We start from the raw sequence: 14,496 nt of genomic DNA, 5'->3' as shown, positions 1-14,496 counted from the left end.
GGCCGGACGCCTCCCTACCTCCGGCTCCCCGCCGTCGCATCGGTGTGGCCGTCCCCTACGGGCCCGGAGCGGACCATGCCGAACTCCAGCCCGGGCTCCCCTTCCCGTACGGGTTGCACCCGCCCGTCCCGCTGGAAGCCATGGCGGGCGTAGAGCCGTTCCGCGTGTCCGTTGCCCTCCGTCACCCACAGCTCCACCTGCGGAATGCCGTGGTCCGAAGCCCACTGCAACACCGCCCGCACCAACAGGTCGGCGGCTCCGCGCCCGCGTGCGGCAGGGTGTACCCACATCGACACGAGCTGGGCGGTGCCCGGCGCGTCCGGAACGATGCCGATCAGTCCGCGCGCCCGGTCACCGTCCTCCGCGACGAACTGATTGCGTCGGGCGAGGCGCTCGCGCCACGCCTCCTCCGTGAACGCCTGCTCCTGCTCCAGAGTGGAACCGAATGCCTCGGGGGCGTCCGCCAGCGCCGCCAGGCGAAGCGTGCGGTAGAGGGGCCAGTCATCCGATGCCAGCCGCCGCACGGAGATCGTCGTCATGGAGGAGACCATGACCTCCGTCGACGGGCGGGGCAAGCGAATTTCGTGGCTTGTCGATGACGGGGAGGCCCGGCCGACGGATGGACGAAAGACCGGATGGACGGATGGACGGCCCGAGGAAGCGCATGGACGGCCCGAGGAAGAGGTGTGGTCATCGACGCTGATGAATTGGTGCACGTGCTCGGTCTGTGGGGCAGGCCCGTGACGTCGGTGAAGAGGCTTGCCGGCGGTTGGAACTCGACCAGTTGGCTGGTCCGAGGGGCCTCCGGAGACCGGCACACGCTGCACGTCGCCAAACTGGCCGACTCGGCGGATGGTGACGCGTTCCGCAGCGGGTTGCGGGTGGCGGGCGCTGCCGCTGTGCGTGGATTCCCGAGTGGCGCACCTGTTCCCACGGTCGACGGCCGGCTGACCGTCGATGTGCCGGAGGGCGTGCTCGGCTTGCTCCGGTACGTTCCCGGACGGTCGCCGTCGGCGACGTCGGAGGCGGACCTGCGACGCGTGGGGAGCACCCTGGCCCGGGCCCAACTCGCGGTCAGGGAAGCGGCAGAGTGCGTGAGCGAGCAGCACAGGTGGCCGTGGGCGTGGGCCGATGTCTGTTTGCGGGAGGTGCCCATGGCGCCCGGGGTTCGCGCGGCGGCGGCGCGTGCCCTGGACGAGGCCCGGGCGGTCACCGCGCGTTCTTCACCGCGGATGGGAGTGGTGCACGGGGATCCGGGGCTGGACGCCTTCCGTTTGTGTGCCGGGTCCGTCCGCGACGATGGCCTCATCGACTGGGGCGCCGCGATGGAGGCACCCCTCCTTTACGACCTGGCGAGTTTCGGGGTGATGACTCGGGGGACGCCGAGAGCACTGTTGCCGTGCCTGGAGGGCTATCGGCTCCGTGCCCTCGAAGTCGGCGGAGAGCTGCGCCATTTCGACGCCTTGGTCAGACTGCGATGGGTGTGCCACGTGCTCTACTTCGCGTCTCGCCTGGCGCGGGGGATCGTTCGCGGTGCCGCGTCCGGGGCGGAGAACGAAGAACGGCTGGCCGAGGCGTATGCGAGCCTGAGGGGTGACGGCAACGGCGCTCCCGACGTCCTCAGCCCCGGCCGGTGAAGTGCCGGCCCACGCCGAGTCGGCGCAGGTCGGCCAGGACCTGCGGGTCCTGGGCGTCCAGCCAGTCGCAGAGCTGGCGGAAGGAGACCAGCCGGACGTCCTTGCGCTTGTCGTCGGCGATGTGCTTGAGGGCCTCCTCGACGGCGTCCATGTAGATGCCGCCGTTCCACTGCTCGAAGTGGTTGCCGATGAAGAACGGCGCGCGGTTGGTCTCGTAGGCCCGCTGGAAGCCTGCTATGTAGGCTTCCGTGGCCTGCTTGCGCCAGCCCGGGTAGTTGGCCGGCGGCGCCTTGGTGGAGTTCTTGGACTGGTTGGCCAGGATGTTGTAGTCCATCGAGAGCACCTCGAAGGAGTGGCCGGGGAACGGTACCTGCTGGAGCGGGAAGTTCCACAGGCCCTGCTTCTTGACCGGCCAGACCTGGAGGCCGCCGGGCGAGCTGGCGTCGTAGCGCCAGCCCAGCTTGCGGGCGGTGGGCAGCAGGTTGTCCTGGCCGAGCAGGCAGGGGGTGCGGCCGCCGACGAGTTCCTTGTGGTAGTCGAACGGCAGCGGGTCGAGGTCGGTGAAGCCGGTGTTGGTGCGCCAGTTGGTGACGAAGGCCATGGCCTGGTCTATCTCGGACTGCCACTGGGCGGGGGTCCAGTGCGCGACCGATCCCGAACCGGTGCCGCAGAAGTGCCCGTTGAAGTGGGTGCCTATCTCGTGGCCCTCCAGCCACGCCGCCCGCACGTTCGTCAGCGTCGCCCTGATGTGGTCGTCGTTGAGGTAGCCGATGTCGGAGGCGCCGACCCGGTTGTTCGGCGGGCGGTACATGCGCTTCTTCGCCTCGGGCAGCAGGTACAGCCCGGAGAGGAAGAACGTCATCGCCGCGCCGTGGTCCTTGGCGAGCTTGCGGAAGCGCGGGAAGAGGCCGTTGCCGACCTCGCCCGCCCCGTCCCAGGAGAAGACGACGAACTGCGGCGGCTTCTGGCCCGGTTCCAGCTTCTCCGGCGTGGACGGCTGGTTGGGCTGCCTTCCGGTGAACGCGGTCGAGCCGTCGCCGATCGGCTTGCCCGGCGTCCTCCCTCCTGACGTGGCTGCGACCCGGTCGGAGTTCGTCGACGCCCCGGAGAGCGAGCAGCCGGCCACGGAGAGCGCGGCCGCCGCCCCTATCCCGAGTCCGAATATGCCCCGGCGGCTGATTTCACGCATAGCGGATCCCCATGCATTCGTTCGAAGTTCTGGTGGTGGGGACGGCCCGGGAAGTGGGACGCCCAAGAGAGCGGGAAAGCCGATGTGCCGATGCCGAGCGGCTGGGCCTGCCCTCGTCGCAGCCGCACGGGCCGTCTGCCGAACCAACCCTTGCCCGACCGCGACGTACCGGATGGCTACGGCCTGCGTGCTAACCCCGGCAGCGCGCCCGCAGCCTTGACTGCGCAACCGTCGCTCGCTGACTTCCGCATACCGCGCTCCCCGTTCGATGGGCGGCAGGACCATGACGACCTCGGCGGCCCTCGCTCAACGCCCTTGGACGCCTATGACTCTGCGGGAGATCGCTACCGTGCCGGTAACGCCTCACTAACGGCCGTCTGGGAGGAGGCCGGGAGCGTTGGTGTGGGTGGAGGATTCCCCTCGGCTCGGCCAGAAGCCTGGAGCGAGCGGCGTGCCGTCTGTTTGGATACGCACCGGACGGCAGACACGGAGGGGTGAGGCGGACATGGTGTCCACGGAGAGCCTGTTGGGGTTCGCGGCGATGTCGCTGCTGGTGATCGCGATTCCGGGGCCGAGCGTGTTGTTCGTGATCGGCCGGGCCCTGGCACACGGCCGGCGCACGGCGCTGGCGACGGTCCTCGGCAACCTGCTCGGCTCCTACGTCCTGGTGCTCGCGGTGGCATGGGGCCTCGGGGCGCTGGTGGAGACCTCGGCGGCAGTGTTCACGGGCGTGAAACTGGCCGGTGCGGCGTATCTGGTGTACCTGGGCGTGCAGGCGTTCCGGCACCGCAAGGACCTGCGCGCGGCGGACCTGGACGCGCCGACGGCTGAGCGGCGCAGCGATCTGCGTACCGTCCTGGACGGTGCTTTCGTGGGTGCCACCAACCCGAAGGGCATCGTCTTCTTCGCAGCGGTGCTCCCCCAGTTCGTGAACCCCTCGGCCGGCCAAGTGCCCTTCCAGATGATGGAGTTGGGGCTGATTCCGGTGGCCATCGGCCTGGTCACGGACACTCTCTGGGGCCTGGGCGCCTCGGCGGCCCGTTCCTGGTTCGCCCGCTCGGACCGCCGTCTGTCGAAGGTGGGCGGGGCGGGCGGGCTGGCCATGATCGGCCTGGGTGTGACGGTGGCGGCGACGGGCCGCGCCGATTAGGACCCGGGGCCCGGCCGACGGGTCAGTGCCTGGACGAGGGCGAGGCGGCCGCAGGGCCGGCCCACCACCCCGGACGTCGACTGCTACCCCTGTTCACCGAATCCACACGCCCCGTTCACGGTGAAATCGATCATGGGCAACTCGCGCCCGGCCTCATACGATTGCCCGCTGCTCCGCTCGGGGCGGCACGCAGCTCTCAAGGGAACGGACAGCATGGCAGTACGAGCAAAAGGCAAGCTTGCGATCTTCGGCACCGTGGGGGCGCTGGCCGCCGCGGTCTTCGCGGGCAGTGCTCTGTGGCCGGGCGGCAGCGAGGCCGAAGCCGCCGGGTCGGCGTCGCGGGTCGCGTCGGTGGAGCTGAAGCACTGGCCCGCGCCCGTGGCCGAGAAGCTCGGCAAGGTCATCACGGACCACGGCCACCAGGGCGCGTACGCGGTCTTCGACGCGGACAACACCACGTACCGCAACGACCTGGAGGAGGCCCTGCTCCCCTTCCTGGAGCAGAAGGGCGTCCTGACCCGCAAGACCATGAACCCGTCCCTGAAGGTCATCCCCTTCAAGGACACGGCGACCCACAAGGAGAGCCTCTACAGCTACTACAACCGCCTGTGCGAGGTGGACGACCAGGTCTGCTACCCCTGGGCGGCGCAGATCTTCTCGGGCTTCACGCTGAAGCAGCTCAAGGGGTACGTCGACGAGCTCATGGCGTACGGGAAGCCGATACCCGCCGAGTACTACGACGGCGGCAAGCTGACCAGGACCGAGGTGCAGCCTCCCCGCCCCACCCCGGGCATGCAGGAGCTCTACAAGGCGCTGCGCAGCCACGGCATCGAGGTGTACGTGGTGAGCGCGGCCTCCGAGGACCTGGTGCGGATGGTCCTGAGCGACCCCAGGTACGGCTACGACGTGAAGCCGCAGAACGTCCTCGGCGTCTCCATGCTGCTCAAGGACCGCAGGACGGGCGAGGTGACCAGTTCCCGCAAGGAGATCGCGGCCGGCCGCTTCGACCCGAAGAAGCTCGCCGGCCATGAGCTGACGCCGACCCTCTGGGCCCCGCTGACCTGGTACGAAGGCAAGCCGGCGGCGATCAACACCTACATCGACCAGTGGAAGAAGCCGATCCTGGCGGCGGGCGACACCCCCAAGAGCGACGGCCCGATGCTCTTCCACTCCACCGATGTGGAGCACGGCGGGGTCCGGGTCTGGGTGAACCGCAAGGACAGCTCCATGAAGGAGCTCGACGAGATGAAGCGCTCCAACGCCGAGCGGCAGAAGGAGCTGGGGCAGAAGGTCACCGCGGACAAGCGCTGGCTGACGGTGACACCGGCGCAGATCAGCTGAGCGGAGACCGGGCAGATCGGCTGGGCGGGCAGCTGAGCGGATCTGCTGAACCGCTGCACTGACGCGGCCGGCACGGACGGCGCACACGGAACGGGCGGACCGCCCTGCCTGTTTCCGGTGTCCGTCCGTGGCCGGCCGCCCGGCCGTGGCATCGTGAGCACATGTGCGGTCGATTCGTGGCTACCCGCAGCCCGCAGAGCCTGGCCGGTCTCTTCCACGTCACCCAGTGGGATCCGGCGGACCTCGTCGCGCCGAGTTGGAACGTGGCACCCACCGACGACGTGTGGACGGTGCTGGAACGCCTGGACCGCGACACCGGAGCCGTGGAGCGGCAGTTGCGGGCGCTGCGGTGGGGGCTGGTGCCGTCGTGGGCGAAGAGCCTGAGCGTCGGCGCGAAGATGATCAATGCGCGGGTGGAGACGGTGCACGAGAAGCCCGCCTACCGCCGCGCTTTCACCAGGCGACGCTGTCTGCTGCCCGCGGACGGCTTCTACGAGTGGCAGGTGCTGCCGCCCGCCGAGGGCGCCAAGGCGAAGCCCCGGAAGCAGCCGTACTTCATCAGCCCCGAGGACGGGCAGGTCATGGCGCTGGCCGGCCTGTACGAGTTCTGGCGCGACCCCGGCGTGGCATCGGACGACGACCCGGCGGCATGGCGGGCCACCTGCACCATCATCACCACCGAGGCCACCGACGCCGCCGGCCGTATCCACCCGCGCATGCCGTTGGCCATCGCACCGGATCACTACGACGAGTGGCTGGACCCGGCGCACCACGACAGCGACGAGCTGCGGGCCCTGCTGACCACACCCGCCGACGGGAACCTCGACGCCCTGGCCGTCGGCACCGCGGTCAACAGCGTCCGCAACAACGGCCCCCACCTGCTGGACCCGGCCCTCCCCCAGGACCTCCCCGGGGGCTGAACGCCCAGGGCGCTGCTGACGGATCTCCGTGGACGCCGCGGAGATCCGTCAGAAGCGCCCTAGCCTCCCCGGTACCCAGTGAGCCAGTCCTCCGGGCTGCCGGACGTCAACTCCAGCCGGCCGCCAGGAAGTTCGTTTCCACCCTCCGGTGGGCCGTCCAGGAGAGCCAGGCGTTCCGGGGAGAGGATCTGGTACCAGCGCGGGCGGGGCTCGGCGGAGCGAGGGTCGGCCGGGTGGGGGTGGGAGGCGAGGAAGAACCGGTCCTCCTCGTAGATTCCGGCGCAGGCCCAGTCCAGTGCGTCGGCGCCGGCGCGCAGCAGGTCCCGTTGCCGGCGCAGGGCAGCGGCCAGTTCCGCCGGGGAGCGGTCGGTGCCGCCGGTGCCGAGGGTCAGGCCGTGGCGGTGGAATTCACCGAGGCCGACCACCGACCCGCCGGTGGCGAAGTCGGTGGACAGGACGTACAGCGAGCCGTGCGAGTCCAGCGCGGCGTCCACGACCGGGCGGGCGGTGCGCCAGGTCAGCGGGATCTCGGTGGAGACCACCAGGGCCAGCAGTTGGTGTCCGTCGCGGTGCGCCGCGCGCAGCCAGGACAGGGCGAGATCGACGAGGGCGGGCGCGGGCCGGTCGGCGACCAGCGGCGCGCCCGGGCCGACCCGGCCCAGCAGCCAGGCCCGGGCCACCGGTACGAAGCGGTCGAGCGCGGTGTAGCGGTCGCCGATCCGGGGCGCGGGCCCGATCTCGGCGTCCGTCACGCCCGCCTCCGCGAGCCGCCGGGCGAGGGCGTCCGGCAGGCGTTCCCGCTCGGCCGGCGGCACGTCCTCGCCGAAGTCGACCATCAGCAGCATGCCGCCGGGCACCGCCGCGGGCTCCGAGACGAACCGTGCCGTCAGATCGCCGGTGACCGCCCGGAGCGCGTGGGCCAGCGCCTCGGCCGCGGCCCCGGAGCGCACCAGGACGACCACCGTCGGACCGCCGCGCAGCGGCTGCTTCATGCCGCGCAGCACACGGATGGCCATGCCGCCGCTCCCCTCACCGGTCTCACCCTTCCCTCGCCGCTCCCCTCATGGCACCAGGATCGGTGGCTCCACCGGGGCGGGGGCGTCCGGCACGCCGGGGATCTCGATCGGCGGGGCCGCCGGTATGCCGCCCACTCCGTGCTTCTCGTCCGCCTTCGTCCTGACCTTGTCGCGGGCCTTGTCGTCCTGCGCGAAGTAGATGTGCCCGGGTGGATTGTCGAGGCCCCACACGTACACCGTGGAGTCGGTGAACGGGGTGCGCACCCACGACCAGAAGCCGGTGGTGACGTCGAAGCCGTCGGCCCAGTCCTTCAGCTCGTCGCTGGGCTGGAAGACCATCCCGTATCGCGCGGCGACGAGGGTGACGTACCCGGCGAGCTGGGTGGCGACCTCGGCCGTGGTCGCCGGGCCGTCCCAGCGTTTGACCTCGAAGATGCGGTGTTCCTCGGTGGTGATGTCGACGCGGAAGCGGGGCGACTGGCGGTCGCCCACCTCCCAGTCGACCCGGGGGCTGACCGTGGTGTAGCCGAAGACCTTGCCCCAGAAGGAGTCCCAGCCGCCCTCCCGGCGGCTGTTGAGCTCGTGCAGGGTCAGGGCGTGTGCGGCGCGCTCCGGGCGGCGGGTGTAGTACAGGCCCTTGAGCGAGCCGGGTTCGGCGTTGAGCGCGCCCTCCGAGAAGTAGCCGCGGACCCGCAGACAGCCCTTGCCCTGGAAGCACTTCCAGTGCCGGGTGATGTCGTTGCCCGGGTCGCCGGCACAGTTGGCGCAGTCGGTCAGGCCGGCCGGCACCACCGCGCCCAGCGCGCCACCCACCAGGTCGGTGAACGCCCAGGTGCCGTTCGGGTCGACCTGGTTCATCGGGTCGTTGCCCACGTAGGCGTAGGGGTTGTTGGCCTGGCTGCTCGCACCGACCAGCGCCACCGGGTCGGGGGTGGTGAACCGGCCCACGGTGGTGTCGTGGATCCGCGCCCGCAGGTACAGCGCTCCGCCGTGGGCCAGTTCGCCGCGGTAGCCGAAGGCCGGCAGGTGTGGCGCGAGCCGTGGCGCCCGGTCCGGCCGGGATCCGGGCGGGCCGCCGAACGGGTCGTAACTCTCGCTCTGTGTCCAGGGGCGGGTCTCCTCGGTGCGCAGCGTCGAGCCGTAGGCGTCCCGGGCGAAGGTGGCCGAGCCGTGCGCGGCGGTGGCGAACGTCCGCCCGTGGCCGTAGGTGAACCGGGCGCTGGCCAGGTCGCGGCCGACCGGTGCGGTGTCGTCCGCCTCCGGCACCTGGGTGCGCACGCGCTGGCCGAGGATCTGCGGCAGCCGGTCGCCGACGCTCCACCGGTAGTCCACGGTGCTCGACGGGGCGTCGTCGTCGCCGGTGGCCAGCGCGAACGTGGTGAGCAGCCCGTCGCCGTTGAAGGTCAGCCGGGTCTGCTCGCGGGCCCACGGCCGGGTGCGGGTGGCCTCGCGCAGCAGGCCGAGCCCGTCGTAGCCGAGGGCCAGCCGCCGGTCGCCGTCGTTCTCGCCGAGCAGCCGCCCGGACGGGTCGTAGGTGTACTCCACCCGCCGGCCGGCGTGTTCGACCGCGACGAGCTGGTCGGCGACGTCGTAGAGGTAGCGGGTCTGCGCGCCGTCGTGGACGAGGTCGGTGCGGTTGCCGACGAGGTCGTAGGCGAGGTGGGTCTCGCCGGTGGCCGCGCCGCTGGTGTGCACCGAGACGAGCTGCCCGGCGATGTCGTAGCCGTAGGCGCGGTGGACGCCGTTGGTGGCGTCGGCGACGATCCGGCCGTCGGCGTCGCGGGTCAGCGTGGTGTCGGTGACCGGCACGCCGGCCCGGATCTCGGCGAAACGGGACAGCAGCCCGCCGTCGTAGTGGTAGCGGCGGGCCCAGCGGCCGGGGAGCTGTTCGGTCAGCAGCCGGCCGTCGGGGTCGACGGCGTAGACGGCCTCGCCGGCCTGGGAGTCGCGCAGACCGGTCAGCCGCCCGCACAGGTCGTAGCGGTAGTGCACCTCGGCGCCGTCCGGATACTGCCAGCGGGTCCGCCGGCCGGCGGCGTCGTAGGCGGCGGTGAGCACCCCGCCGTCCGGGTCGGTGACGGTCAGCAGCCGGCCCGTCGTGTCGTAGGTGTACCGGGTGGTGCCGGTCCGGTCGGTCATGCGGGTGCGGCGGCCGGCCGCGTCGTAGGCGTACCGCACCTCGGTGCCGTCCTGCGCGGAGCGGCGCAGCAGGCGGCCCGCCGCGTCGTACTCCAGCCGCTGGGTCCGGCCGGAGGGTTCCACGAGGCCCACCAGGTTGCCGGCGGCGTCGAGTTCGCGGCGGGTGGTGCGCCCGAGCGGATCGGTGGCGGAGGTGCGGCGGCCGGCCGCGTCGTGGGTGAAGGTGTGGCGGGCGCCCTTGGCGTCGGTGATCGCGGTCAGGTCGCCGACCGCGTCGTAGTAGTAGCGGGTGATGCCGCCGCGGCTGTCGGTGCGGCTGATCAGCCGGCCGGCCGCGTCGTGGCCGAAGCGGGTACCGGCGCCGCCCGGGGTGATCACCTCGGTGCGGCGGCCCGCCGCGTCGTAGCGGTAGCGGGTGATCCAGCCGCGCGGGTCGGTCACCGCGACGAGGCGGCCGTCCTCGTACGTGAACCGGGTCACCAGCCCCGCGGGGGTGGTCACCGCGAGCCGGCGCCCGGCCCCGTCGTAGTCGAACCGGGTGTGACCGCCCTCCGGGTCGACGCGGTCGACCAGCCGGCCGGCCGCGTCGTAGTGGTACTCGGTGCGCCCGCCGATCGGGTCGGTGTGCACCCTCGTCCGCCCGCCCGCGCTCAACTCCCTTGCGGTGACGGCTCCGTGGGGGTCGGTGACGGTGACGGTGCGGTGCCTGTCGTCGTAGTGCGTGTGCCAGGTCGCGCCGGTGGCGTCGGTGTAGGCCACCGGACGGTCCAGGGCGTCGTAGGCGTGGTGGGTGGTTGCACCGGTCGGGTCGGTGACCGACAGCGGGTTGCCCCGCGGGTCGTAGTCGGTCGTGGTGGTGCCGTACGGGCCGTGCCGGGAGACGGTGTTGCCGTCCGCGTCGTAGTCGTAGCGGACGGCCGTGCCGAGCGGGTCGACGACGCCGGTGATCCTGCCCAGCAGGTCGGACTCGACGGTGGTCCGGGCCCCGGCCGGGTCGGTGATCGAGGCGAGGTTGCCGGCCTCGTCGTAGTCGTACGCGGTCCGTCCGCCCAGCGCGTCGGTGTCCGCCGCCAGGCGGCCGGCGTCGTCGTAGGAGCGGGCGGTGCGGGTGCCCGCGGGGTCGACGGTCTCGGTGAGCCGGCCGGCGGCCGAGTAGTGGTACCGGGTGGTGCCGCCGTCCGGGCCGGTGACGGCGGTCGGTCGCCCGGCGGCGTCGTACGCGTAGCCGGTCCGCCGGCCGACCGGGTCGGTCTCGGCGGTCCGCCGGCCCGCGCGGTCCACGGTGTAGCGGGTCACCGCGCCGGTGGGGTCGGTGCGGGCGATCAGGCCGCGCCGCCGGTCGTAGTCGTAGCGCCACCGGCCGCCGTCCGGTTCCTGCCGGGCGGTGATCAGTCCGTCGCGCACGGTGTTGCGGGTGACCGCGCCGGACGGGTCGGTGGCGGTGGCCGGGAGGTGACCGTCGCCGTCATAGGTGTAGGTGGTCAGCAGACCGGCCGGGTCGGTGACGCCGGTGACCCGGTGCCGCCGGTCGTAGGTCCAGCGCGTGGCGGCCCCGCCCCAGGAGTTGGCGATCACGTTGCCCGCGTCGTCGTATTCGCGCCGCACCGTCGTGCCGCCGGGTGTGCTGCCTTCGGTGAAGCGGCCCTCGGCGTCGTAGGCCAGCGTGGTGGTGCCGTCGAGCGGGTCGGTGACCCGTACGACCCGGGCGGCGGCGTCGTGCCGGAACGCGGTCCGCGCGCCGGTCGGGCGGTCGGTGACCACGGTCTCGCCGGAGGCGTCGTCGTAGGCCAGGCCGATTCCGCCGGCTCCGGCGAGGTCCTGGTGGACGATGCGGCCGGCGGCGTCGTAGTGGTTGACGACGGTGACCACGCCGTCGGGGTCGGTCACCCGGACCAGCCGGCCGGCACCGTCACCGTGGTAGCGGGTCACCGCGCCGTCCGCGCCGGTGACCGCGCACAGCCGGGCGTCGCCCTCGTCGTCCCCGTGCTCGTACGCGTAGGAGACCGTGCGCCCGTCGTCGGCGGCCACCCGGGCCAGCGTGCCGTCGGCGTGGTAGGCGAACTCCAGTCGCGCACCGGCCGAGTGCGTCACCGTGTGCACGCGTTCGTCGGCGTCGTGCTCCACCGCGACGCTCTCCCCGTCGTCGGCGACCGCCGCCAGTCGTCCCGAAGGATGGAAACGCCAGGTCCGGCCGGAGAAGTGGCGCAGCACGAAGGCGCCGGACTCCTCCTGGAAGAGGTCGGCGTCGATGTCCTGCGGTCTGCGGTAGCCGCCCTCGGGCAGCGGGTGGAAGGGCAGCGCCCGGCCGTCCCGGTCGTGCAGCACCACCGGCCCGGTCGCCGGTACGTCCAGTCTCGTCCCGAACCACTGACTCCAGCCGCGGCCCAGGACGCCGGTGCGGTCGTCCCGCGAGTTGTAGGTGCGCCCCCACGTCAGGAGTTCGCTCGCGGCCGGCAGGTCCACCTCCGCCCTGGTGTGGTTGCCGACGGCCGTCTGCACACCGTCGCCGACGAAGGCGTATCCGGCATGTCGGCCGAGGAGTTCAACGAGCGGGCGGTGGAATAACGGCTCCGGTGTCGTCACGAGCTGCCCCCATGTCGTGAGTGGCGGTGCGCCTGGAGCGAGGCTAGGGGCACGTTCGCGGGCCCTACAAGGGGTTCGAGGACCCGGACAAGGGGTTCGAGACCCGGGCGGACGAGAAAAGAAGCGAGGCGGCGGAAATCGGGAATTCGCGAAACACCGGCACTTTTCTCCGTCACCGGCCGGAATGCGCAGGTTTTCCGATGGGGTGCTGATGATCGACGTGGCCCTCGCCGGCGCCGGTCCGCACGGCCCGATGCCGGCCGGTCCGCGTCAGGGCGAACGCGGAGTGACGGCCGAGCCGGCCGACGGCCGGGGACGGCGACGATCGGGCGGAGCCGCTCGGCGAGCCACCCAAGTGATGCGGGGCCATGGCGAGTTGATCATGAACGGAAGGCGGCGCCGGAGGGAACGGGCGAATCCGCCGACCGAGGCACCGCCGCCGGGGCCCGAGCTGTGCTACGGTTTTGAAGTTGCAGTTGTGGTACCCATGAACCTATGTGCGCCTGACAGGAATGCTTCCTTCGGGCGCGTTATTTGTTTCCGGCATCTCCGGATGGGGCCTCTGCCTACAGAAGGAGAAAGTTATGGCACAGGGAACTGTGAAGTGGTTCAACGCCGAAAAGGGCTTCGGCTTCATCGAGCAGGACGGCGGCGGCCCCGACGTCTTCGCCCACTACTCGAACATCCAGTCCCAGGGCTTCCGTGAGCTCCAGGAAGGCCAGCGGGTCTCCTTCGACGTGACGCAGGGCCAGAAGGGCCCGCAGGCGGAGAACATCGTCCCCGCCTGATAACGGCCCGACGAAGGGCCTGATATCGGGCCCGAAATCCGGTCGCGTTTTCGCTCACCGGGGTCCGCACCACAATGGTGCGGACCCCGGTTTGCGCTGTTCCAGGAAGGCAGAACACTGCATGGCCCGTAGGTCCCAGAAGTCGAACCGGCGCACCGCGTCCTCGCCGTCCGCCGCATCGTCGCCGAGGGAGTTCCGGCTGCCGGAAAGCACGACGCCCGCACTTCCCGCCGTCGAGGACTTCGCCGGTCTGGACATGCCACCGGCGCTGCTGAAGACCCTCACCGCACAGGGTGTGACCACTCCGTTCCCCATCCAGGCCGCCACGCTGCCCAACTCGCTGGCCGGCCGCGACCTGCTGGGACGGGGCCGCACCGGTTCCGGCAAGACCCTGGCGTTCGGGCTGGCGATGCTGGCCCGCACGGCCGGACTGCGCGCGGAGTCCAAGGCACCGCTGGCCCTCGTTCTGGTACCCACCCGCGAACTCGCCCAGCAGGTGACGGACGCGCTGACCCCTTACGCGACGGCGGTGAACCTCCGGCTGGCCACCGTGGTCGGCGGACTCTCCCTCACCAAGCAGGCCACCACGCTCCGCCGCGGGGCCGAGGTGCTCGTGGCGACCCCGGGCCGGCTCAACGACCTGGTGGAACGCGGGGACTGTGTGCTCGACGACGTCCGCATCACGGTGCTGGACGAAGCCGACCAGATGACCGACATGGGCTTCCTGCCGCAGATCACCAAGCTGATCCAGCAGGTGAGGGCCGACGGGCAGCGCATGCTGTTCTCCGCCACGCTCGACGGCAACATCGACCGCCTGGTGCAGCGGTTCCTGACCGACCCCGTGGTGCACTCCGTGGACCCGTCGGCGGGAGCGGTGAGCACCATGGAGCACCACGTGTTCCATGTCCTGGACGACACCGACAAGAAGGCCGTCGTCACGCGCATCGCGGCCCGTGACGGCCGGGTCATGCTCTTCCTCGACACCAAGAGGTCCGCGGACCGGCTCGCCAAGCGGCTCCTGGCCGTCGGTGTCCGGGCGGCGGCGCTGCACGGGGGCCGTTCCCAGCCGCAGCGCACCCGGACCCTGGAGCAGTTCAAGAACGGCCAGGTCACCGCGCTGGTCGCGACGAACGTCGCGGCCCGGGGCATCCACATCGACGACCTCGACCTCGTGGTGAACGTCGATCCCCCCACCGATCACAAGGACTACCTCCACCGCGGCGGCCGCACGGCCCGGGCCGGCGGTTCCGGCAGCGTGATCACGCTGGTCCTGCCCGAGCAGAAGAGGGACGTCACCCGGCTCATGTCCCATGCGGGCATCCGCCCGCGGACGGCCAAGATGAGGTCGAGCGACGCGGAGCTGGCCACCCTCACCGGTGCGCGCGAGCCGTCCGGTGTGGCCGTCACCATCGAGGTCCCCCAGCAGGCGGCACCGGCGGCGTCCCGCCCGCCGCGGAAGGCCGGCGCCGAAGCCGGCAGGCGGCAGTCCCGCCGACGCCGCACGGGCGGCGGGGGCGCGGCCTCGGCCACCACTGCCACCGGGCAGGGGGGCCAGCGCTCGGACCGCCGGACGGCGGCCGGTACCACCACCGGCGGCGGCTCCGGTACGGGCGGGCGCGGCTCCGCCCACCGGGGAAGGGCCGGCAAGGCCACCGGCGGAGCCGGCCGCACGGGCGGCCGCAACCCCGAGCGCCGGGGCGGCCGCCGCGGCCCCGCGGCCTAGGGACACCGGG

General features: G+C 71.9%; 10 protein-coding genes. 6 read left to right on the top strand and 4 right to left on the bottom strand.

Annotated elements, in window-relative coordinates; translation table 11 throughout:
- Nucleotides 1-14: 14 nt before the first annotated feature.
- On the bottom strand, nt 15-539 hold the full coding sequence (locus tag K2224_RS31945; RefSeq protein WP_221910666.1) for a GNAT family N-acetyltransferase: 525 nt from the start codon (nt 537-539) through the stop codon (nt 15-17).
- Nucleotides 540-686: 147 nt separating this feature from the next.
- On the opposite strand from K2224_RS31945, the gene K2224_RS31940 reads away from it, so the two are divergent.
- On the top strand, nt 687-1,637 hold the full coding sequence (locus K2224_RS31940; protein ID WP_221910665.1) for a phosphotransferase enzyme family protein: 951 nt from the start codon (nt 687-689) through the stop codon (nt 1,635-1,637).
- Here K2224_RS31940 and K2224_RS31935 read toward each other — a convergent pair.
- Nucleotides 1,621-2,826, bottom strand: a complete 1,206-nt coding sequence (locus K2224_RS31935; RefSeq protein WP_221910664.1) for a hypothetical protein — start codon at nt 2,824-2,826, stop codon at nt 1,621-1,623. The genes K2224_RS31940 and K2224_RS31935 overlap by 17 nt on opposite strands.
- Nucleotides 2,827-3,331: 505 nt before the next feature.
- Between K2224_RS31935 and K2224_RS31930 the strand changes: the two genes are divergently transcribed.
- From K2224_RS31930 to K2224_RS31920, 3 genes are all read left to right on the top strand, one after another.
- Nucleotides 3,332-3,976, top strand: a complete 645-nt coding sequence (locus tag K2224_RS31930; RefSeq protein ID WP_221910663.1) for a LysE family translocator — start codon at nt 3,332-3,334, stop codon at nt 3,974-3,976.
- 213 nt (nt 3,977-4,189) lie between these two features.
- On the top strand, nt 4,190-5,317 hold the full coding sequence (locus K2224_RS31925) for an HAD family hydrolase (RefSeq protein ID WP_260693598.1): 1,128 nt from the start codon (nt 4,190-4,192) through the stop codon (nt 5,315-5,317).
- Between the two features lie 161 nt (nt 5,318-5,478).
- Nucleotides 5,479-6,237: an SOS response-associated peptidase gene (locus K2224_RS31920; protein WP_221910662.1), complete on the top strand. Its 759-nt coding sequence runs from the start codon at nt 5,479-5,481 to the stop codon at nt 6,235-6,237.
- Nucleotides 6,238-6,296: 59 nt separating this feature from the next.
- Here K2224_RS31920 and K2224_RS31915 read toward each other — a convergent pair whose 3' ends face one another.
- Entirely contained in the window at nt 6,297-7,253 is a 957-nt protein-coding gene (locus K2224_RS31915; protein WP_221910661.1) for a hypothetical protein, read from the bottom strand.
- Nucleotides 7,254-7,298: 45 nt separating this feature from the next.
- A complete protein-coding gene (locus tag K2224_RS31910) occupies nt 7,299-11,975 on the bottom strand; it encodes a DUF6531 domain-containing protein (protein WP_221910660.1) in 4,677 nt (1,558 codons plus the stop codon).
- Between the two features lie 584 nt (nt 11,976-12,559).
- Here K2224_RS31910 and K2224_RS31905 point away from each other — a divergent pair.
- The gene (locus K2224_RS31905; RefSeq protein WP_059194910.1) at nt 12,560-12,763 is read left to right on the top strand and encodes a cold-shock protein; all 204 of its coding nucleotides are present in this window, start codon (nt 12,560-12,562) and stop codon (nt 12,761-12,763) included.
- A gap of 121 nt (nt 12,764-12,884) precedes the next feature.
- The gene (locus tag K2224_RS31900; RefSeq protein ID WP_221910659.1) at nt 12,885-14,486 is read left to right on the top strand and encodes a DEAD/DEAH box helicase; all 1,602 of its coding nucleotides are present in this window, start codon (nt 12,885-12,887) and stop codon (nt 14,484-14,486) included.
- The last annotated feature ends 10 nt before the right edge of the window (nt 14,487-14,496 follow it).

This window comes from Streptomyces sp. BHT-5-2 (assembly GCF_019774615.1).
Lineage (GTDB): Bacteria > Actinomycetota > Actinomycetes > Streptomycetales > Streptomycetaceae > Streptomyces.
The sequence above is the reverse complement of the archived record's forward strand: the minus strand, read 5'-3'. Positions and strand labels throughout refer to the sequence as shown.